This is a genomic window from Sphaerisporangium corydalis (genome assembly GCF_025506355.1).
Lineage (GTDB): Bacteria > Actinomycetota > Actinomycetes > Streptosporangiales > Streptosporangiaceae > Sphaerisporangium > Sphaerisporangium corydalis.
This window is the reverse complement of sequence record NZ_JANZYP010000023.1, coordinates 1-21,064: the sequence shown is the minus strand read 5'-3', so window position 1 is coordinate 21,064 and position 21,064 is coordinate 1. Positions and strand designations below refer to the sequence as shown.

Below are 21,064 nucleotides of genomic sequence, written 5' to 3'. Positions count from 1 at the left end.
CGAGGGACCCTAACGTGCCCGGCGGGGGCGGCCGGGAACCACCCCCTCGGAAACCTCCCGCGTCAATCCGGCCCCCAAGGCCGCGCGCGGCGTTCCGCCCCGACGTAGCATGCCGACCATGACCACCACCACCCCGGATCGCAACCGTGTACAGCTGCCCGGCATCAGCTCCCGGGCCTACGAACATCCAGCTGACCGGTCGGCCCTGGTCGCGATGCGCTCCCTGTCGGGCTTCGACTCGGTGCTCAAGCGGATGTCGGGCCTGTTCAGCGAGCGCCGCCTGCGGCTGATGTTCCTCGCCTCCTCGGTGCGCGCGAGCGAGACCCAGTTCCGCGCCCTGTACGACATGGGCCGCGACAGCGCCTACCTGCTCGACCTCCACCGCATCCCGGAGATCTACGTCCAGCAGGACCCGCAGCCGAACGCCATGGCGATCGGCTTCGACGACCCGTTCATCGTGATCAACACCGGCCTGCTCGACCTGATGGACGAGGAGGAGCTCCGCTTCGTCGTCGGGCACGAGACCTCGCACATCCTGTCCGGGCACGCCGTCTACGGCACGATGCTCGCCATTCTGACCCGCCTGGCCACCCGCGTCGCCTGGATCCCGCTCGGCTACATCGGCCTGCGGATCATCGTCACGGCCCTGGAGGAGTGGCACCGCAAGGCCGAGCTCTCGGCCGACCGCGGCGGCCTGCTGTGCGGCCAGGACCCCGAGGCCGGCATGCGGGCCTTGATGAAGCTCGCCGGCGGCTCCCGCCTCCACGAGATGAACATCGAGGCCTTCCTGGACCAGGCACGCGAGTACGACACCGCCGGTGACGTGCGCGACGGCCTGCTCAAGGTCCTCAACCTGCTCGGCACCACCCACCCGTTCGCGGTCATGCGCGTGGCCGAGCTCGACCGCTGGCGGCGTGACGGCGAGTACGAGGCGATCCTCGCCGGCAACTACCCCCGCCGTGAGGACGACGCCAACGCCAGCGTCTCCGAAGAGGTCAAGGCCGCCGCCCGCTCCTACCGCGAGTCGTGGGCCCAGTCCCAGGACCCGTTCATCGGCGTCCTGCGCGACGTGGCCGAGGGCGCCGTCAACGCCGGCGAGCGGATCTTCAACCGGTTCGCCCGCAGGGACTGACGCACACCCCGTGGTCCATGGCCCGCGGGCGATGGACCGCGGCCGGACCACCGCATCGTCATCCGCACGTCCACGCCACCCCGCACGCGGCTCGGGTGGCGGGCGCGGAGGCGGTCCTCCCCGCACGCCCTCCCGCCCCACGGGGCCGGGCGCGTGCGTTCCGGGCGCGCGATCAGGGGGCGCGTCCCTCCCTCAGCACAGGCCTGGGCCCGCACGGGGCCCTCAGAGGGCGTGAGGAAGGACCCAGGCCAGTACGCGCACGGCGGCGGCGCACAGCGCCACGAAGCCGCCGAGCACGGACAGCGCCCGCAGGCCCTCTCTGCGCAGGTCGGGCACGTGGATGCCGATCCGCTCGACCTCGCGCCCGACGATCCCCCCGCACACGACGCCGAACACCACCCCGGCGACCGTCATGGGCCCGGCCTGCGCCCACCACCCGTCGTCCATCTGCCCCCCGGCGGCCACCCAGAACGCCGAGGCGGCGATGGCGGACGCGGGCACGCCCGGCCAGACCACCGAGCTGAGCGCCGATCCGGCCAGCGCGATCGGGAACGACACCACCCGCAGCGTCCCGCGCACCCGCGAGGACCTGCGGTGCCGTACGAGCCAGTGCCCGCTCCACCACGCGCGGGCCAGCACGCAGAAGACGGCGGTGATCGCGAAGGTGGCGAGCGGCCAGATGACCGACGCCACCACGCACGGCACCGCCACCATGGCCAGCACGATCAGGACGGCGCTGCCCGGCGGCGAGGCGGTCGCGCCTCCGCGCAGCGTGTCGGCGCCGAGCAGCGACTCCTTGACGTCGGTGGTGACGCGCCGCGCCCGGCCGACCCTGACCCGGTCCTCGCGGCGCCCCTCACCCCCCGTACGGCGCTCCTCGCCGCCCGAGCGGGGTTCGGGGGCGTCGGCCTGTGTACGGCGCACCCGGACCCGCTCGGTGGCCCCCACCGGCCTCGGGGGGCGGCGGGGCGGCGCCTTCTTCCGGGATCCGGGCGAGGAGTCCCCGGCCGGCTCGGCGGCCTCGCGGGCACGCGTCTTGCCCGGGGACTCGCCGGCGGCGTCCTGGCCGCGCGCTCCCTCGTCTCCCTCGGAGTGACCTTCCGCGGGCTGCTCGGGGCGGGCCGGCGTGGGCGCGGCGGGCGCCGTGGCCCTGGCGAAGCGCGACAGCCGGTCCGACAGCAGCGCGGCGGTCGGCCGCTTGGCCGGTTCCCGGTTGAGCGAGGCCCTGATCAACGGCAGCAGCGACCCGGGCACCCCGGCGAGGTCGGCGCGCCCGTTGAGCACCGCGTACATCTGGGCCTCGACGCTGCCCCGCCCGAAGGTCGGGCGCCCGGTGGCCGCGAACGCCACCGTGGCCGCCCACGAATGGATGTCCGAGGGCTCGCCGACGTCCTCCTCGGCGAAGACCTCCGGCGCGGAGTAGCCGGGGGTGCCGAGGAAGGTGCCGGTCATCGTCAGCCGGGTCGCGTCCGACACCTGCGCGATGCCGAAGTCGATCAGCACCGGGCCGTCGGGGCCCAGCACCACGTTGGCGGGCTTCACGTCGCGGTGGATCACCCCGGCCGCGTGGATGATCGCGACCGCGGTGGCCAGTCCCCGTGCGAGGTCGATCAGGGTGGCGCCGGACAGGGGGCCGTTCCTGCGCACCGCGTCGAGGAGGGTCTCCCCCTCGATGTGCTCCATCACCAGGTAGGGCCGGTCGCCGGACAGGTCGGCGTCCAGGACGCGCGCCACGTAGGGGTTCTCCACCCGCCGCAGCGCCTGCACCTCGCGGTCGAGCCGTAATCGCGCCTCGGGATCGTCCCCGATCGGATCACGCAGCATCTTGACGGCGACCTTCACACCGCGCCGGCCTACGGCGAGGTAGACCTCGCCCATGCCACCGCGGCCGAGGCGCTCCAGCATGGTGTACGGGCCGACTCGCCCGAGCCCGCCCACTCGCCGTCCACCCATAGGAGACGCCACCATAGCGCCGATCCGTCCATAATTGGCAGCGGCGCGCCGAAAATGCGCGAGACCCGTATTCGAAGCGCGCCGGGGCACCGGCCACCGGGAGCCTCCTCGTACGGAGACCGGGCGCGTCCTCTACCCGGAACCGGGGAGCCTGTTCTTACCGGGACTGGGGCGCGTCCTCGAAGAGGCTGTCCAGCCTTGCCCGGGGATAGCTGGAAATGACCTTCCGGCCCCTGCGCCGCCAGTTGACGTGGCCCCGGCTCTCCAGCCACAGCATCAGCCGGTCAGCCGCCACCACCACCGCGATGGCGTAACCGAATCCGCAGACGATCCCCATGGGCACCAGTCAATCGCCCCGGCGCCATGTTCACCCGGAGCGACACGCCATTCACTCTGTGTCAGAACAACTGCGGCTAGCCGCCCGCGATGACGGTGCCCGCGGAGGTGCGCAGGTGACCCTCGCCGATATAGACCCATTTGGTGGACGTGAGCTCCGGCAGGCCCATCGGCCCCCGGGCGTGCAGCTTCTGCGTGGAGATGCCGATCTCGGCCCCGAAGCCGAACTCGCCGCCGTCGGTGAACCGGGTCGAGGCGTTGACCGCCACCGCCGCCGAGTCGACCAGCGCCACGAACCGCCGGGCCGCGCTCTGCGAACGCGTCACGATCGCGTCGGTGTGCGCCGAGCCGTACCGCCTGATGTGCGCGACGGCGTCCTCCAGCGAGTCGACGACCGCCGCGGCGATGTCCAGGGAGAGGTACTCCTCGGAGAAGTCCTCCTCGGTGGCGGGCACCACGACGCCGGAGGCGCCGTAGGAGGCGACCCGCTCGTCGCCGTGCACGGTCACGCCCTCGGCCGCCAGCCGGGCCAGCGCGGCGGGGACGAACGCCTCGGCCACCTTGGCGTGGACCAGGAACGTCTCGGCCGCGTTGCACACCGAGGGGCGCTGGGTCTTGGCGTTGACCAGGATCTCCATGGCCACCCCGAGGTCGGCGTCCTCGTCCACGTAGACGTGGCAGTTGCCGACACCGGTCTCGATCACCGGTACCGTCGACCCCTCCACGACCGAGTTGATCAGGGACGCGCCACCGCGCGGGATCAGGACGTCGACCAGGCCGCGGGCCCGCATGAGGTGCCCGACGGACTCCCGTGAGGTGCCCGGCACCAGTTGCACGGCCCCCGAGGGCACCTCGGTGCCCGCCAGCGCGTCCTGCATGATCTGCACCAGGGCGGTGTTGGACCGGTAGGCGCTGGAGGAGCCGCGCAGCAGGACCGCGTTTCCGCTCTTCAGGCACAGCGCGGCGGCGTCGACGGTGACGTTGGGGCGGCCCTCGTAGATGATGCCGACGACGCCGAGCGGCACGCGGAGCTGACGGAGCTCCAGGCCGTTCGGCAGGGTGCTCCCCCGGACGACCTCGCCGACCGGGTCGGGCAGGTCGGCGACCTCGCGCACCGCGCCGGCGATGGCGTCTACGCGCTTCTCGTCGAGCCGCAGACGGTCGATCATCGTCTCGGGCGTGCCGCCCTCGCGCGCGGCGGCGACGTCCAGCGCGTTGGCCTCGACGATCTCCTTCGCGCGGGCCACCAGCGCGTCGGCGACGGCGCGCAGCGCGGCGTCCTTCGGGGAGCGCGGCAGCGGCGCCAGCTCGGCGGCGGCCTCGCGGGCGGCGCGGGCGACCTTCAGAAAGTCATCGGCCTCAGACATGCCTCGCGCTCCTGCTCTCGGTGGTGGGATCCAGTATGACGATGTCGTCGCGGTGGATCAGCTCCCGCTCGTACTCCGGCCCGAGGTTGGCGGCCAGCTCGCGCGTGGAACGGCCGAGCAGCTCAGGGATCTCCGCCGCGTCGAAGTTCACCAGGCCCCTGGCCACGGGCGTGCCTCGGGAGCTGTACAGGTCGACGGGGTCCCCGGCGCTGAAGTCGCCCTCCACCAGGGTCACCCCGGCCGGGAGCAGCGACATGCGCCGCCCCACCACGGCCTGCACCGCGCCGTCGTCCAGGTGGAGCCGGCCCCTGCCGGTGGTCGCGTGGGCCAGCCAGAGCAGGCGGGTGCCGGGGTGGCGGCCGTCCGGCTGGAAGTAGGTGCCGACGTCCGCGCCGGCCAGGGCGTGCGCGGCGCGGGCGGCGGAGGTGAGCACGACCGGCACCCCGGCGCCGGTGGCGATGCGCGCCGCCTCCACCTTGGTGATCATCCCGCCGGTGCCGACCCGGCCCGACCTGCCGAGCTCGACGCCTTCGAGGTCGGCGGGCCCGCTCACCCTGGGGATCCGCAGCGCCCCCGACAGCCGGGGGTCGCCGTCGTACAGGGCGTCCACGTCGGACAGCAGCACCAGCGCGTCGGCGTGGATGAGGTGGGCCACCAGGGCGGCCAGCCGGTCGTTGTCGCCGAAGCGGATCTCGTCGGTGGCGACCGTGTCGTTCTCGTTCACCACCGGGACGATGCCGAGCTCAAGGAGCCGGGCCAGGGTCCGCTGCGCGTTGCGGTGGTGCGACCGGCGCATCATGTCGTCGGCGGTGAGCAGCACCTGGCCCACGCGCAGCCCGTACCGGGCGAAGGAGGAGGTGTAGCGGGCGACCAGGACGCCCTGGCCGACCGAGGCGGCGGCCTGCTGGGTCGCCAGGTCGCGCGGCCGGGCGGCGAGCCCCAGCGGGCCGAGGCCCGCGGCGATCGCGCCGGAGGACACCAGCACGATCTGGGTGCCCTGCTTGGCGCGGGCGGCGAGCACGTCGACCAGGGCGTCCACCCGGTCGACGTCGATCGTGCCACCCGGGGTCGTCAGCGACGACGACCCCACCTTGACGACCAGGCGTGCGGCGGTCGCCACCCGCTCCCGACCGGCGTCGTCAACGCTCCCCACCTTCGCTCCCCCTGCCTTCTCCGCTTCACAATGGCACCCCCGCCGGGGCCGGCACCCGCAAACCGTGGGACCGGCCGGGGGTCAGCCGACGCGGTTGTCCGACCCGCGCGGGCCCTGGTGGGCCTCGGCGTCCAGCTCGGGCTGCCAGTCGAACAGGTACCCGCCCTCCATCGGCCCGATGACCACCTCGGCGCCGTTCTTGGCCCCGGCCTCGCTGAGCGCCTTCTCGATGCCCAGGCGGGCGAGCCGGTCGGACAGGTAGCCGACGGCCTCGTCGTTGCTGAAGTCGGTCTGCCTGATCCAGCGCTCGGGCTTCTCGCCGGACACCTGGAAGGTCTTCTCGTTGATCCGCTTGATCGTGAACCCGGCGTCGCCGAACTGCTTGGGCCGGATGACCAGGCGGGTCGGCTCCTCGACGGGCTTGGCCGCCCGGGCCGCGGACACCATCTCCGCCATCGCGAACGACAGCTCGCGCAGCCCGTCGTGGGTCGCGGCGGAGATCGTGAAGACCTTCAGGCCCTTCTCCTCCAGCATGGGCCGTACCATCTCGGCCAGCTCGCGCGCGTCCGGCACGTCCGACTTGTTCAGCACCGCCAGGCGGGGACGGTCGTCCAGCTCGCCGTACGCGGCCAGCTCGGCCTCGATCACCCCGAAGTCGGTCAGCGGGTCGCGGCCGGGCTCGATCGTCGCGCAGTCGAGCACGTGGACGATGGTCGAGCAGCGCTCGACGTGGCGCAGGAACTCGTGGCCGAGGCCACGCCCCTCGGAGGCGCCAGGGATCAGCCCCGGCACGTCGGCGACGGTGAAGACCGTCTCGCCCGCGGTGACCACACCGAGGTTGGGCACCAGCGTCGTGAACGGGTAGTCGGCGATCTTGGGCCGGGCGGCGCTCAGGGCCGCGATGAGCGAGGACTTCCCGGCGTTCGGGAAGCCGACCAGGGCCACGTCGGCGACGGTCTTCAGCTCCAGCAGGGCCTCGACCTCCTGGCCCTCCTCGCCGAGCAGCGCGAACCCGGGGGCCTTGCGCTTGGTGGAGGCGAGCGCGGCGTTGCCGAGACCGCCGTGGCCGCCCTGGGCCACGACGTAGCGCGTGCCGGCGCCGATCAGGTCGATCAGCACCTCACCGGTCTTGGCGTCCTTCACGACGGTGCCGTTGGGGATCTTCAGCACGACGTCGTCGCCCGTGGCGCCGTCGCGGTTCGAGCCCGCGCCCTGCTTGCCGTTGGCGGCCTTGCGGTGCGGCCGGTGGTGGTAGTCCAGGAGGGTGGACGTGCTGGGGTCGACCTCCAGGATGACGTCACCCCCCCGGCCGCCGTTCCCGCCGTCGGGGCCGCCGAGCGGCTTGAACTTCTCACGGTGGATGGACGCGCAGCCGTTTCCCCCGTCACCGGCCTTGATGTACAGGACCACCTGATCGACGAACTCAGCCACTGCCACTCCTCCTCACAAGCGTGGCCATCTGGTCCACGCCGTGCCACCGCCGCGCTCTGTGCGCCGGTTAATGCCCCCTCACGACGATGAGGCGGATCGATAAGTCGATCCGCCTCATCAACGTTCTGGCCGGGCCGGCGCCACGCGTGCGCGTGGTGCGGCGGCCCTTTCCCGATCGGCGGATCTACTCCGCGGCCGGGACGATGCTCACAGCGCGACGGCCGCGCTTGTTGCCGAACTGCACGTGGCCGGCGGTCAGCGCGAACAGCGTGTCGTCACCGCCACGGCCGACGTTGTCGCCCGGGTGGAAGTGGGTGCCGCGCTGGCGGATGATGATCTCGCCGGCGTTCACCAGCTGGCCACCGAAACGCTTGACCCCGAGCCGCTGGGCGTTGGAGTCACGGCCGTTCCGGGTGGACGATGCGCCCTTCTTGTGTGCCATGGTTCGCTACCACTACTTCCCGGGGTTGATGCCGGTTACCTTCACCTGGGTGTACCGCTGGCGGTGACCCTGGCGCTTCTTGTAACCAGACTTGTTCTTGTACTTGAGAATGCGGATCTTGGGCCCCTTGGTCTCGCCGAGAATCTCGGCGGTCACCTGGAACTTGCCAAGCGTGGCAGCGTCTGTGGTGACATCGCCGTCGTTGACGACGAGCACCGGCGCCAGCGACACCGTGGAGCCGACCTCACCGGCGACCTTGTCAACCTCGAGGACGTCACCGACGGAGACCTTCTGCTGCCTGCCGCCGCAACGAACGATCGCGTACACCGCGGAACCCTTCTTCTGGCTAATTGCTCGCTGAACGCTGCGCCTCTGCATCCAGCTACCGTCGAAACACGACCGGCGAACCGGGTAGGCGCGCGAAGCTAGGCGCGCCACCGGACGCACCGATTGACTAGGATACCGGATTGCGGGTGCCCTGGTCGAACCGGACGGATCGCCGGGTTGCCGGGCTACTCGGCCGGCCCGGCCGGTCTGGTGGCCTTTCGGGAGCGTCGCCGCCCCCGGGCGGAAGGCTGTGCCGCCTGGGAGTCCTCGTCGGAGGAGCCGTCAAGCGCATCGGTCACGCTATCACGGCCCCCCTCGCCGTTCGCCGCGACCGCGACGCCGGCGTCCTTGAGGACCTTGTCGGCACCGGCCTTCTCCAGCTTCTCGGCCACCGCCTTCTCGACCGCCATCTTGCCCTGCGTGCCCCTCGGCTCGGGCTTGGACTCGACCGGTTCGGTCGAGACGATCAGCCCACGCCCGTTGCAGCAGTCACACGGCGTCGAGAACGCCTCCAGCAGGCCCTGCCCGACCCGCTTGCGGGTCATCTGGACCAGCCCGAGAGAGGTGACCTCCGCGACCTGGTGCTTGGTGCGGTCGCGGGCCAGGCACTCCAGCATGCGCCGGAGCACCAGGTCGCGGTTGCTCTCCAGGACCATGTCGATGAAGTCGACCACGATGATGCCGCCGATGTCCCGCAGCCGCAGCTGACGGACGATCTCCTCGGCCGCCTCCAGGTTGTTCCTGGTGACGGTCTCCTCCAGGTTGCCGCCCTGGCCGGTGAACTTGCCGGTGTTCACGTCGACGACGGTCATCGCCTCGGTGCGGTCGATCACCAGGGAGCCGCCGCTCGGCAGCCACACCTTGCGCTCCATCGCCTTGGAGATCTGCTCGTCGATGCGGTAGGCGGCGAAGACGTCGCCTTCCTCCCACTTGGTCAGGCGGTCGACCAGGTGCGGGGCGACGTACCGGACGTACTCGTCGACCGTGCCCCACGCGTCGTCCCCGGCCACGACCAGCGAGGCGAAGTCCTCGTTGAAGACGTCGCGGACCACGCGGATGGTCAGGTCGGGCTCGGAGTAGAGCAGCTCGGGCGGGCTGGCCGACTTGGCCTTGCGCTGGATGTTCTCCCACTGCGCCGACAGGCGGGCCACGTCGCGGCTCAGCTCGTCCTCGGACGCGCCTTCGGCGGCGGTTCGCACGATCACCCCGGCGTTCTCCGGCATGACCTTCTTCAGGATGGCCTTGAGCCTGCTGCGCTCCTTGTCGGGGAGCTTGCGGCTGATGCCCGTCATGGAGCCGTCGGGCACGTACACCAGGTAGCGGCCCGGCAGGCTGATCTGGCTGGTCAGCCGGGCGCCCTTGTGCCCCATCGGGTCCTTGGTGACCTGGACCAGCACCGACTGCCCGGACTTCAGGGCCGCCTCGATGCGCTTGGGCTGGCCCTCCAGCCCGGCGGTGTCGAAGTTGACCTCTCCGGCGTACAGCACGGCGTTGCGGCCCTTGCCCACGTCGATGAAGGCGGCCTCCATCGACGGCAGGACGTTCTGCACCTTGCCGAGGTAGACGTTGCCGACGTAGGACTGGCTGGCCTCGCGGTCGACGTAGTGCTCGACGAGCACCCCGTCCTCCATCACCGCGATCTGGGTGCGCCCGGCCTGGCGGCGGACCACCATGACGCGCTCGACGGACTCGCGGCGGGCCAGGAACTCCGACTCGGTGATCACCGGGGGACGGCGGCGGCCCTGCTCGCGGCCCTCCCTGCGGCGCTGCTTCTTGGCCTCGAGGCGGGTGGAGCCGCGGAAGCCCTGGACCTCGTCCACCGAGGTGGGACGCCCGGCCCGGGGCGCGCGGATGCGCACGACGGTGTTCGGCGGGTCGTCGACCGGGGCGTCGGCGTCGTCACCGCCCCTGCGGCGCCGCCTGCGCCGGCGGCGCGAGGACCCGGCGTCGTCGTCGTCCTGGTCGCGGTCGCGGGGATCGCGCGACTGCTCGGCCTCGGCGGGCTCGGCCTGCTCGGCGGTCGCCGCCCTCGGCTCGTCGTCGGAGTCCTCGGAGTCCTCGATCTCGTCACGCGTCTTGCCCCGGCCCCGGCCGCCCCGGCGACGGCGGCGGCGACGGCCGCTCGCGTCGTCCTGGTCATCGTCATCGTCCTGCGCGGCGTCGGCGGCGTCCTCGGCCTCGTCGGCCTGCTCGTCCTGCGGCTCGGGCTGCTGCTGGGTGACCGGCGGCACGACGGCCTGACGCGGCTCTGCCTGGCGCGGCTCGGGCGCCTGGAAGATCGGCTGGAACACCGCCGCCGGCGCCTGGAACATCACGGTCGGCGGCGCCGTACGCGTCTCGGCGGTCGCGGTGAGGCCGAACGGGTCGACGAACACCGACGTCTGGGGCTGCGGCTCCTCGGCGATGTCCTCACCGGCGGGCTCGTCGTCCAGCGGCTCCTCGGCGGGCAGCGACTCGATGATCGCGGAGGCGACCTCGGCCTCCACCACGCTCGCGGCGGGCCGCTCCACCGGGGTCTCGGGGACCTCGGCGGGCGGGGCGGCCTTCCTGGTGCGCCGGCGCTTGACCGGGGCGGCGTCCGCCTCGGCCGGCGCGACGGCGGCCTCGGCCTTGCCACCGGCCTGCTCCGCCTCGGCGGGAACCGGCCCGGCCTCGGCCTCCGCGACGGCCGGTCCGGCCTGCGTCACGGCCTGGGCGTCGGCGGGCACGCCCGTGGCCTCCGAGACGCTCGCCTCGGCCTCGGGCGCGGCGGCCTTCCTGGTACGCGTGCGCCGGGGGGCCGGCGGCGCGTCGGGGTCCTTGACCACGGCGCGGCGCGAGCGGGTCGCCCTCTTGGGGGCCGCCTCGGCGACCTCCGCCGGGGGCGCGCCCTCCGGCTGAACGGCGGTGTCCGCCCCGCCCTGCTCGGGCGCGGCGGCGGTGCCGGCCCGGCCCGGGGCGATGGTGTCCGCGCGGCCCGGGGCGGGCTGGGCGGCGGTGTCGGCCGTGGCCACGCCGTTGACCGGCGCGGAGGCGGCGGCCGCTTGGTCGTTCACCAGGCCCGCGGCGCGCTCGGCCTCCTCGGGCGGCGGACCGGCCGGGCGGCTCGCCGCGCGGCGGCGCCGGACCGGCTTCGATTCCTGCTGTGCTGTCGTGTCCCCATCAGCAGGGCCAGAGGCCCCGACGATGGGCTCGTTGTCGAGCATGCGGGCGTTCTCCCGTCAGGCTCCCGGGCGCGTCTCCGCGCCGCGCGGGAGCTCTCGTCTCTCGCTGTACGCCAGGCCGCCTTCCGAAGGCCCGGCGCCAAGTCCTATTTGTGGTCACCGACGTGCTGCACAGCCGGTCCCGGCTCGCCGCCGCGAATGTCGCGGTCCAGGTCGAGCGGGTCGGCGGTCCCACCGGTGCGCGCGTCGAGCGGACCCTGCGCCAGCCTGGTCACCGCGGGGGGTGACGGCGGCGCGAAATCAGCCACAAGACGCAGACCCGTGAGCACGTCGTCGGGTCGAACGGCGGGCGTAACGTGCCGGACAACCATACGAAGTATCGCACATGGCTGGCTCGGCTCCAGGCTCGCTGTTCCTTCGTCGGCCGTCAGCGTGATGACGGCCTCCCGCGAGTCGAAGCGGCGCAGGCCCTTCTTGGTCAGGCGCTCGACGTCGACACGCTCGGCGGCCAGGAAGATCTCGACCGCCTTCTTCGCCTCGTCCGGCTCCGCTCCGGGCAGGCGGACCTCCCAGACGGAGCACTCCAGCCTGTCGGCCAGGCTTCCCGTCCGCGCCTCGACGACGTCGATCACGTCGAGTCCCGGCGGCAGAGATGAGTCGAGATCGGCACGCAGGCGGTCCGGCTCGCAGGCCGAGACCACTCCGATCTCCAGATATTCGGCTTCGCTGGCCACCCCGGTCGGGGCGGCTCCCGCGTACGAGATCTTCGGATGGGGGGAGAATCCCGCGCTGAAGCCGACCGGGATACCGGCCCGGCGCACCGCTCGTTCGATGGCGCGCGAGATGTCTCGATGGCTGGTGAACCGCAGGCGGCCACGCTTGGCATAGCGCACTCTGAGGCGCTGCACCACTGGCGGGGGCGGGGGCCCATCAGGAACAGGGTTCTTCAGCTACGTCATCCTTCCTGTCTCGCGTCGGCGGTCATCTTCCCAGGATACGGGCCCCTCAGGGCCACCCGGTCGCACGTCTTCCGGGAAGAGGCTAGACCACCGTGACCGGATGGCCTATCTCGTCAACGGTTACCACCGGTGTTTGCTTCCATCCAGCGGGTCAGACGATGGTCAGCGGGAGGAGTTTCCGGCCCGTCGGACCGATCTGGATCTCCGTCCCCATGGTGGGACAGACCCCGCAGTCGTAGCAGGGGGTCCAGCGGCAGTCCTCGACCTCGGTCTCGGTCGTGGCGTCCTGCCAGTCCTGCCAGAGCCACTCACGGTCGAGACCGGCGTCCAGGTGGTCCCAGGGGAGCACCTCGACCTCTTCGCGCTCGCGCGTGGTGTACCAGTCGACGTCGACCGGCTCACCGGCCAGCGCCCGCTCGGCGCAGTCCATCCAGCGCTTGTAGGAGAAGTGCTCGCTCCAGCCGTCGAAACGGCCACCGTCCTCCCACACGGCCCTGATCACCGCGCCGACCCTGCGGTCGCCCCGGGACAGCAGCCCCTCCACGATCGACGGCTGGCCGTCGTGGTAGCGGAAGCCGATGGACTTGCCGTACTGCTTGTCGGTGCGCAGGGAGTCCCGTAGCTGCCTGAGCCTGCGGTCCACGGTCTCGTGGTCGCACTGGGCGGCCCACTGGAACGGGGTGTGCGGCTTGGGCACGAACCCGCCGATGGACACCGTGCAGCGGATGTCACGGGAACCGGTGATCTCACGGCCCGCCTTGATGACCTTCTTGGCCAGGTCGGCGATGCCGAGGACGTCCTCGTCCATCTCGGTGGGCAGCCCGCACATGAAGTACAGCTTCACCTGGCGCCAGCCCTGGCCATAGGCCGTGGTGACGGTGCGGATCAGGTCCTCTTCGGTGACCATCTTGTTGATCACCTTGCGCATGCGCTCGGAGCCGCCCTCGGGCGCGAACGTCAGCCCCGAGCGGCGCCCGTTGCGCGAGAACTCGTTGGCCAGGTCGATGTTGAACGCGTCGACCCGGGTCGAGGGCAGCGACAGGCTGGTGTTGGTGCCCTCGTAACGGTCGGCCAGGCCCTTGGCGACCGCCGCGATCTCGGAGTGGTCGGCGCTGGACAGCGACAGCAGGCCGACCTCGTTGAAGCCGGACTCCTTGACGCCCGCCTCCACCATGTCGCCGATCGTGGTGATCGACCGCTCCCGCACCGGGCGGGTGATCATGCCGGCCTGGCAGAACCGGCAGCCCCGGGTGCAACCCCGGAAGATCTCCACGCTGAACCGCTCGTGCACGGTCTCCGCCAGCGGGACCAGCGGCTTCTTGGGGTACGGCCACTCGTCGAGGTCCATGACCGTGTGCTTCTGCACCCGCCACGGCACGCCCGACCGGTTGGGGGCGACCCGCTTGATCCGCCCGTCGGGGTGGTACTCCACGTCGTAGAACTTCGGGACGTACACCCCGCCGGTCGAGGCCAGGCGCATCAGGAGCTCGTCGCGCCCGCCGGGACTCCCCTCGCCCTTCCACTCGCGGATCACCTCGGAGATGGCGATCGCGATCTGCTCGCCGTCGCCGAGCACCGCCGCGTCCAGGAACTCGGCGACCGGCTCGGGGTTGAACGCCGCGTGGCCGCCCGCGAGCACGATCGGGTCGTCCTCGCCACGGTCGGCCGCGGTGAACGGGATCCCGGCCAGGTCGAGCGCCGTGAGCAGGTTGGTGTAGCCCAGCTCGGTGGAGAACGACACGCCCAGCACGTCGAACGCACGCACCGGGCGGTGGGCGTCGACGGTGAACTGCGGCACTCCGTGCTCGCGCATGAGCGCCTCGAGATCGGGCCAGACGGCGTAGGTGCGCTCGGCCAGCGTCCCCGGCAGCTCGTTGAGGATCTCGTAGAGGATCGCGACACCCTGGTTGGGCAGCCCGACCTCATAGGCGTCCGGGTACATCAGCGCCCAGTGGACGCTGGCGTCGTCCCAGTCCTTGACGGTCGAGTTGAGCTCACCCCCCACATACTGGATCGGCTTCTGCACCTTGGGCAGGAGCGGTTCCAGGCGGGGGAACAGCGACTCGACAGACATGCCCCCAAGCGTAGTTCCTGCCCGCCGGGGCTCGCGCCAGCGGCCTAGTACGCGCGCTCGCGGATGTGGATCGCCTGCAGTAACCCGAGGGCGATCATGTTGGCGAACGTCGCGGTCCCCCCGTAGGACACGAACGGCAGCGGGACCCCGGTGATCGGCATGATGCCGATGGTCATCCCGACGTTGATGAACGTCTGGAAGGCGAACCAGCACACGACGCCGCCGACCACCAGCGCGCCGAACCGGTTCTCGCAATGCCGGGCGATGCGCAGGCCGCGCAGCAGCACCACGCCGAGCAGCGCCACCACCGTGACCGAGCCGAGGAACCCGAACTCCTCGCCCACCACGGTGAAGATGAAGTCGGTGTGCTGCTCGGGGACGAACCGCCCCGTGGTCTGCCCGCCGTGGAACAGCCCCTTGCCGAACAGCTCCCCCGACCCGATCGCGATCAGCGCCTGGGTGCTGTTGTACCCCGCTCCGCGCGGGTCGTTGGCCGGGTTGATGAACGCCGTGAACCGCGCCACCTGGTATGGCTTGAGCAGGCCGAGGAGCCACACGGCCGCCGCCGCCGACCCCGCCGCCACGGCCAGCCCGGCGATGTAGCGCTTCCGCAGGCCGGCGAAGATCAGGGTGCCACCGGTGATCACCGCGAGCACCATCGTGGTGCCGAAGTCGGGCTGGAGCATGACCATGCCCATCGCGATGGCCGCGGCGGCGACGCACAGCAGCAAGTCGAGCGTCCGGGGCCGGTCGGTGCCCGGGGCGGGCTCGGCGAGCAGCGCGCTCAACATGAGGATCAGCGCCGGTTTCGCCAGCTCCGACGGCTGGACCGCGAACCCGCCGCCCAGCAGGATCCACGAATGCGACCCGTTGATCGTCGAGCCGAGCGGGGTGATCACCGCGAGCAGCCCGAGAAGCGCCACCCCGTACACGGCGGGCGCGTAGATCCGCAGCGTCCGCTGGTCGGCCAGCGCGGCGATGCCGCACAGCACCCACCCGATGGCGAGGTTGAGCACGTGCTTCTTGACCATCCCCGTCGGCGCACCCGCAGCCCAGGTGCGCGTCGAGGACCACACCAGCAGCGTGCCGATGATCGACAACGCCATGACCGCGACCAGCAGCACCCCGTCGACCCGCCACACCGCCGACTGCGCGCCCATCGCCCTGCGGACGAAGGAGCGGTCGCGCGGCACCAGGGCCTGGTTCACTGGACCACCGTCCCGTCCCGCCTGATCGCCGGGAGGCGCGTGGCCGGCTTGCCGTCCGGCAGGGCCGCCTTGCCCTTGATGCCGTAGATGCCCTCGTAGATCTCCCGCGCGGCCGGGGCGGCGGCCATGGCGCCCTGGCCTCCCTGCGAGATCGTGACGACGACCACGAACCTCGGGTCGGCGGCCGGGGCGAACGAGGCGAACCAGGAGGTGTCCTCCTTGCCGTAGACCTCGGCCGTACCGGTCTTGCCGCCGATCTTCACCACGTTCATCGGGAAGCCGCTGAAGGCGCCGGCGGCCGTGCCGTCGGAGGTCACCTCGCTGAGCGCGGCGTGGATGTAGTCGCGGGTCTCCTTGTCGATCGGCAGCCGGCCGGTCACCGGAGACTCGATCTCCTGCACCCGCGTGCCGTCGGGCCGGACGAGCGCCTTGGCGATGCGCGGGCTGCGCAGCCTGCCGTCGCCCACCAGGGCCGCGTACGCCGCCGCGAGCTGCAGCGGCGTGACCAGCACGTCCCCCTGCCCGATGGAGAGGTTCGCGGCCTCGCTGACGTGCCACTCGAACCCCTCGACGCAGTTCTCGTGGGCCAGCGTCTTCAGGTAGGCGGCCCGGGAGGGGTCCTTCTTCTCGACCTCCGGGTACCCGGTCCTGGCCCGCGCGCAGCTCAGGTGCTTCGTGGCCGCCCAGAGGCTCTTCTTCCACTCGCGGCCGGGCACCCGCCCGGCCACCTCCCCCGGCAGGTCGATGCCGGTCTTCCGCCCGAACCCGAACGCCCTGGCCGTGGTGGTCATCGGCTCCTTGGGGTGCCGCACGGGCGTGTTCCCGCCGTCACGCCGCCACATCTCGTTGGCCGCCTGGTAGAAGATCGTGTCACAGGACTTCACCAGGGCCGTGTGGAGATCTATCACGCCCATGCCGATGCCGTGGAAGTTGTGGAACGACCGGCCCCCGACGTCGACGGCGCCCGGGCAGTCGTACTTCCCGCGCAGCGGATAGCCGTCCCTGATCATCGAGGACACCGAGGAGATCTTGAACGTCGAGCCGGGCGCGTACTGGCCGTGGGTGGCCCGGGAGATCAGCGGCAGGCCCGCCTTCTCCGACAGCAGCCGCTGGTAGTCCTTCTCGGAGATGCCGCCGGCCCAGACCGCCGGGTCGTAGCCGGGCATGCTCCCGATCGCGATCACCCCGCCGGTCTTCACGTCCAGGACGACCGCCGCGGCGCCGTCGGCCTTCGGCGCGTTCTTCATCGCGTTCGCGAGCGCCCGGTCCACGACCTTCTGCACGTTCGCGTCCATGTTCGTGATCAGGATGTCGCCCGGCACCGGCGAGGTCTGCCGCTCGACCCCGAGGACCTTGCCCATACGGTCCACCTGGACCCTGCGCAGCCCCGGCGACCCGCGCAGGGCCTCGTCGTAGACGTACTCGAGGCCGTCCCTGCCCACGAGGTCGACACCGGAGAAGTTCGCCTTGAGGCTGGACCGCTTGGTCAGCTCCTCTTCGGTGACCGGCTGCAAGTAGCCCAGGGTCTGCGAGGCGCCCGCGCCGAGCGGGTACTCCCGGACGGCCTGCACCTCGGCGATGACTCCGGGGAAGTCCTCCTGCCGCTCCAGGATCTGCAGCGCCTCCCGGGGGCTGACGTTGTCGTCGATGGGGATCGGCGAGTAGAGCGAACCGGGCCAGCAGGGGCGGGTCACATGCGGCCCGCACGGGCGGACGCGTTCCCGCAGCTCCTTGACCGGACGGCCGAGCACCGCCGCCAGCCGTTTGAGCACGGCCTTGCCGCCGTCCCGCATGCGCTCGATCTCGGCGCGGTCGATCGAGACCACCAGCGCCGTGCGGTTGCGCACCAGGGGCCGCCCGGCGGCGTCCAGGATCTGCCCGCGCACCGCCGGGACGATCACGTCGCGGGTGCGGGTCTCAGTGGCCGCCGCCACGAACTGGGCCCCGCGCACGACCTGCACCTGCCACAGGCGCAGGGTCAGGACGGTGAGCAGGGTCAGCACGAGGAACTGCAGCACCACCAGCCTGGACCGGACCCGGATCACACATGCCTCCGGACCGGGTAGGCGCCGGTGGGCACCGCCGCGCGCCTGCGGCGCTCGCGGGAGAACCGGGACACCACCCAGAAGATCAGCGCCGCGAGGGCGAGGTTGTACATCACCAGGGACGGCCACAGCGCGGCCAGCGTCCGCCAGTCGGCGCGGGGATCGCCGAGCAGCCCGCCCACCCCGGCCGACATGACCGGCGCGAGCATCACCGCGACGATGACCGCGACCGCCGACGAGCCCGGTGCCCGCTCGGCCGCGCGGCCCACCATGAAGCCCACCAGGCAGAAGACCAGGGCGTACTGGCCCATGACATGGGCGGCGGGCGGCAGCACGTCGGTGCCGAATCCCATGGCGAAGCCGATCGCGGCGCCGCCCACCGCGCCGCGCGCCAGCGCGAACACCACCACCCCGAGCAGCACCAGGTCAGGGCCGCCGCCGCCCGGCAGCGGAAGGCGGTTCACGACGGTGACCTGCACGACCATGATCAGGCCGACGAGCAGGACCGCCGCCATCGCTCGGATCACGCCTTCATGTCCTCTCGCCCACCTCGCCACGCCCCCCTCACAACCCCCACCACCCGGCCGGCCCCACTCCCCCTCGACAACTCGACGCCCCCGCCCCACGAACACGACCCCACCCGGTCACCCCGACCGCCACACCCCGGAGCCGCTCCCGCACCCGAACCCCCGGAACCGTCACCCCCCAGCCACCCAGGCACACCCCTCCTGAACACCCCGACCACCACACCCCGGAACCGCTCTGGGCCCCCGGCCCCCGCACCCCCGGGCGCAGCAGCACGCGAGCCCTTGGAGACGCCACTCCTCAACGCTCCGAACGCCACACCCCGCAAGCGCTCCACCGAGCCTCCAGGCGCGGCGGCGTGCGACCGTTCGAGCTCGTCGCTCCTTGATCGACGGTGCCCGCGTTCGCCGCCGCCGGAGGCGCGGGCGGTGTGCTCGCGGATCTTGGTGGGGTGATCTCGCCTGCCCGCGGGACGGTGCTGGTCGCCGTCCCGAGCCGCGTGATCCTTGGTGGAGCGGGCGCGCCCTCCGCCACCCGGGCGGGCCGCGGCACCATCCGGGCGAGCCACGGCGCCACCCGGACGAGCGCGAGCGCTGCTCGGACGGCGGCCGCTCGCCGGATGGCGGACCCCGGACGGACGCCCGTGCGCGCCGTTCGGGCGTGACCGGGCCTGGGGCCGCTGGACCCGTACCGGGCGCGCCCGCGTGGCGCCCGGCTGCCCTCGGCCCCCCTCACGCGCACCCCGTGCCGTCGAGGACGGCACGGGCGACGGCGAGGCGGGGGGAGACGTACGGTGCGGCGGTGTGACGGAATCGGCGCGTGCCGCCGCCGCGGGGGGTTTGGGGAGCATCGCGTCCCGGGGATCACGCTGCGGCGCCTGGACGACCACCCCGACGACGTCGAGCGCGTTGAAGTCCACGAACGGCCGCGCGTACGCCACCCGCGTGAGCTCGCCGGGCGTGGCCTCCACGCGCTGGATGGTGCCGAGCGGCACCCCCGGCGCGTACGGCATGCCGTGCTGGGAGCCGAAGCTGACGATGCGCCGCCCGGCGGTCAGCGGCGCGGCGGCGTCGAGGAGCCGGAAGCGGACGAGCCGCCCCTCGGCGACCGGGCCGAGACCGGTGATCAGGCCGATCTCGTTGCTCCCCTCCACACGCGCCCCCGCCGACGACGCCGGGTCGGTCAGCAAGACCACCGTGGCGGACGCCGGCGCGGTATGGACGACCCGGCCGACCAGACCGTCCCCATTGAGCACGGTCATCTCCGGCTTCACGCCGTCGCCCGTGCCCGCGTCGATCTCGACCGCGTCCTCGAACCCCGGCACCCCCCGCCTGGCGATCACCTGCGCCGCCACCACGCGGTACCCGCCGAGGCCGGACAGCCCCAGCATGCGGGTCAGTTCGGCGGACCTCTCGCGGTCGAGGCTGTGGGCGGTCAGCTCCCGCCTCAGCCTGGCGTTCTCCGCGCGCAGCACCTCGATGCGCCTCTTGGACTCCGGTGCGGAGGTGAACGTGTCGATGAAGTCGCCCACCGGCCGCGCGACGCCGGTGCCCGCCCGCTCGGCCACGCCGAACAGCGACGCCCCGACGGCGCGGACGGGGTCGAACAGCGAGTCACCGCGCTGGCGGTGGTCGACGGTGATCAGGACGAGCGCCACGGCCAGCAACAGGCCAAGGATCAACCGCGCACGGCGGGTATCCCTCATCAGCGTCCCGGCCCCATCAAAGCCCCTGCTCCATCAGTGCCTCGGCTCCGGCACCAGCACCTGCTGCAGGACCTCGAACTCCTCGACGCACTTGCCCGAGCCGAGCGCCACCGAGTCGAGGGCGTTCTCGACGAGGTGGATGGGCATGCCGGTCTCGTCGCGCAGGCGGTCGTCCATGCCCTTCAGCAGCGCCCCGCCGCCGGTGAGGGCCACGCCCCGGTCCATGAGGTCGCCCGACAGCTCGGGAGGGCACTTGTCCAGCGTCGACTTGACGGCGTCGACGATGGACTTGAGCGGCTCCTCGGTGGCCTTGCGGATCTCGTCCGCCGACACCACGATCGTCTTGGGCAGCCCGGTGACCAGGTCGCGTCCCCGGATCTCGGCGTGACAGTCGTCCCCGACCGGGCACGCCGAGCCGATCGCGATCTTGATCTCCTCGGCGGTGCGCTCCCCGAGCATCAGGGAGTACTCCTTCTTCGCGAAGGCGATGATCGCCTGGTCGAGCTCGTCACCGCCGACCCGGATGGACTGGCTCGTCACGATGCCGCCCATGGAGATGATCGCGACCTCGGTGGTGCCGCCTCCGATGTCCACCACCATGTTGCCGGTGGGCTCGTGAACGGGCAGCCGGGCACCGATCGCGGCCGCCATCGGCTCCTCGATGATGTACACCCGGCGCGCGCCGGCCTGGTACCCGGCTTCCTTGACGGCTCGTTGCTCGACTCCCGTGATGCCGCTGGGAACGGCCACGATGATCCGCGGCTTGGCGAAGTGTCGCCGTTTGTGCACCCGTTGGATGAAATAGCGCAACATGCGCTCTGTCACGTCGAAGTCGGCGATCACGCCGTCCTTCAGCGGGCGTATCGCCACGATGTTGCCGGGCGTCCGGCCAATCATCCGCTTGGCCTCGATGCCCACTGCCACGATCTTGCCGGTGGTGGTGTTGATCGCGACCACCGACGGCTCGTTGAGCACGATGCCGCGCCCGCGCACGTAGACCAACGTGTTGGCCGTGCCCAGGTCGACGGCCATGTCACGGCCGAGGAATGCCAGCTTGCTGCCCATGGGGAAGGAAACCTTCCTTCAGGTCGTTCGCGAGAGATTACGATTCGCATTCAAATCGTAACGTGACGTACCCACTCGCGAGAGCAACGAGCCGTCCGGCTCAGAAAAATCTTGGCGCGGTTCCAGGACGACACCCCATCTACCTGCACTTATCCCCCCTTCCCACCCGCCACCCCTCGAGACACCCCCCCATTTCCCC

The 21,064-nt window shown here is 71.9% G+C and carries 16 protein-coding genes; 1 reads left to right on the top strand and 15 read right to left on the bottom strand.

What is annotated here, in order from left to right; all coding sequences use genetic code 11:
* Positions 1-118 precede the first annotated feature (118 nt).
* A complete protein-coding gene (locus NYZ98_RS17755; protein WP_262843914.1) occupies positions 119-1,132 on the top strand; it encodes a M48 family metallopeptidase in 1,014 nt (337 codons plus the stop codon).
* 222 nt (positions 1,133-1,354) lie between these two features.
* Here NYZ98_RS17755 and NYZ98_RS17750 read toward each other — a convergent pair whose 3' ends face one another.
* The 15 genes from NYZ98_RS17750 to NYZ98_RS17680 all read right to left on the bottom strand — a co-directional run bounded on the left by NYZ98_RS17750 (position 1,355) and on the right by NYZ98_RS17680 (position 20,865).
* Positions 1,355-3,085, bottom strand: a complete 1,731-nt coding sequence (locus NYZ98_RS17750) for a serine/threonine-protein kinase (protein WP_262843913.1) — start codon at positions 3,083-3,085, stop codon at positions 1,355-1,357.
* Between the two features lie 157 nt (positions 3,086-3,242).
* A complete protein-coding gene (locus tag NYZ98_RS17745; RefSeq protein ID WP_262843912.1) occupies positions 3,243-3,422 on the bottom strand; it encodes a hypothetical protein in 180 nt (59 codons plus the stop codon).
* A gap of 76 nt (positions 3,423-3,498) precedes the next feature.
* Positions 3,499-4,788, bottom strand: a complete 1,290-nt coding sequence (locus NYZ98_RS17740; RefSeq protein ID WP_262843911.1) for a glutamate-5-semialdehyde dehydrogenase — start codon at positions 4,786-4,788, stop codon at positions 3,499-3,501.
* Positions 4,781-5,941: a glutamate 5-kinase gene (proB, locus tag NYZ98_RS17735; protein WP_262843910.1), complete on the bottom strand. Its 1,161-nt coding sequence runs from the start codon at positions 5,939-5,941 to the stop codon at positions 4,781-4,783. The genes NYZ98_RS17740 and proB overlap by 8 nt, the downstream gene beginning before the upstream one ends.
* A gap of 81 nt (positions 5,942-6,022) precedes the next feature.
* Positions 6,023-7,372: a GTPase ObgE gene (gene obgE, locus NYZ98_RS17730; RefSeq protein ID WP_262843909.1), complete on the bottom strand. Its 1,350-nt coding sequence runs from the start codon at positions 7,370-7,372 to the stop codon at positions 6,023-6,025.
* A gap of 184 nt (positions 7,373-7,556) precedes the next feature.
* Complete coding sequence (gene rpmA, locus NYZ98_RS17725) at positions 7,557-7,814, bottom strand: 50S ribosomal protein L27 (protein WP_262843908.1); 258 nt, start codon at positions 7,812-7,814, stop codon at positions 7,557-7,559.
* Between the two features lie 12 nt (positions 7,815-7,826).
* Entirely contained in the window at positions 7,827-8,141 is a 315-nt protein-coding gene (gene rplU, locus NYZ98_RS17720) for a 50S ribosomal protein L21 (protein ID WP_262843907.1), read from the bottom strand.
* Between the two features lie 185 nt (positions 8,142-8,326).
* Positions 8,327-11,326: a ribonuclease E/G gene (locus NYZ98_RS17715; RefSeq protein WP_262843906.1), complete on the bottom strand. Its 3,000-nt coding sequence runs from the start codon at positions 11,324-11,326 to the stop codon at positions 8,327-8,329.
* 104 nt (positions 11,327-11,430) lie between these two features.
* Positions 11,431-12,177, bottom strand: a complete 747-nt coding sequence (locus NYZ98_RS17710; protein WP_262843905.1) for a TIGR03936 family radical SAM-associated protein — start codon at positions 12,175-12,177, stop codon at positions 11,431-11,433.
* A 217-nt stretch (positions 12,178-12,394) separates the two neighbouring features.
* Entirely contained in the window at positions 12,395-14,317 is a 1,923-nt protein-coding gene (locus NYZ98_RS17705) for a TIGR03960 family B12-binding radical SAM protein (protein ID WP_262843904.1), read from the bottom strand.
* 44 nt (positions 14,318-14,361) lie between these two features.
* A complete protein-coding gene (gene rodA / locus NYZ98_RS17700) occupies positions 14,362-15,525 on the bottom strand; it encodes a rod shape-determining protein RodA (RefSeq protein ID WP_262843903.1) in 1,164 nt (387 codons plus the stop codon).
* On the bottom strand, positions 15,522-17,570 hold the full coding sequence (gene mrdA / locus NYZ98_RS17695) for a penicillin-binding protein 2 (protein ID WP_262843902.1): 2,049 nt from the start codon (positions 17,568-17,570) through the stop codon (positions 15,522-15,524). Before mrdA ends, rodA begins: the two co-directional genes overlap by 4 nt.
* Positions 17,567-18,097, bottom strand: a complete 531-nt coding sequence (gene mreD, locus NYZ98_RS17690; RefSeq protein ID WP_262843901.1) for a rod shape-determining protein MreD — start codon at positions 18,095-18,097, stop codon at positions 17,567-17,569. The genes mrdA and mreD overlap by 4 nt, the downstream gene beginning before the upstream one ends.
* Positions 18,094-19,800 carry a rod shape-determining protein MreC gene (gene mreC, locus NYZ98_RS17685; RefSeq protein WP_262843900.1) on the bottom strand — a complete coding sequence of 569 codons (1,707 nt, stop codon included), beginning with the start codon at positions 19,798-19,800 and terminating at the stop codon, positions 18,094-18,096. Before mreC ends, mreD begins: the two co-directional genes overlap by 4 nt.
* A 33-nt stretch (positions 19,801-19,833) precedes the next feature.
* Positions 19,834-20,865, bottom strand: a complete 1,032-nt coding sequence (locus NYZ98_RS17680; RefSeq protein WP_262843899.1) for a rod shape-determining protein — start codon at positions 20,863-20,865, stop codon at positions 19,834-19,836.
* Between the last annotated feature and the right edge of the window lie 199 nt (positions 20,866-21,064).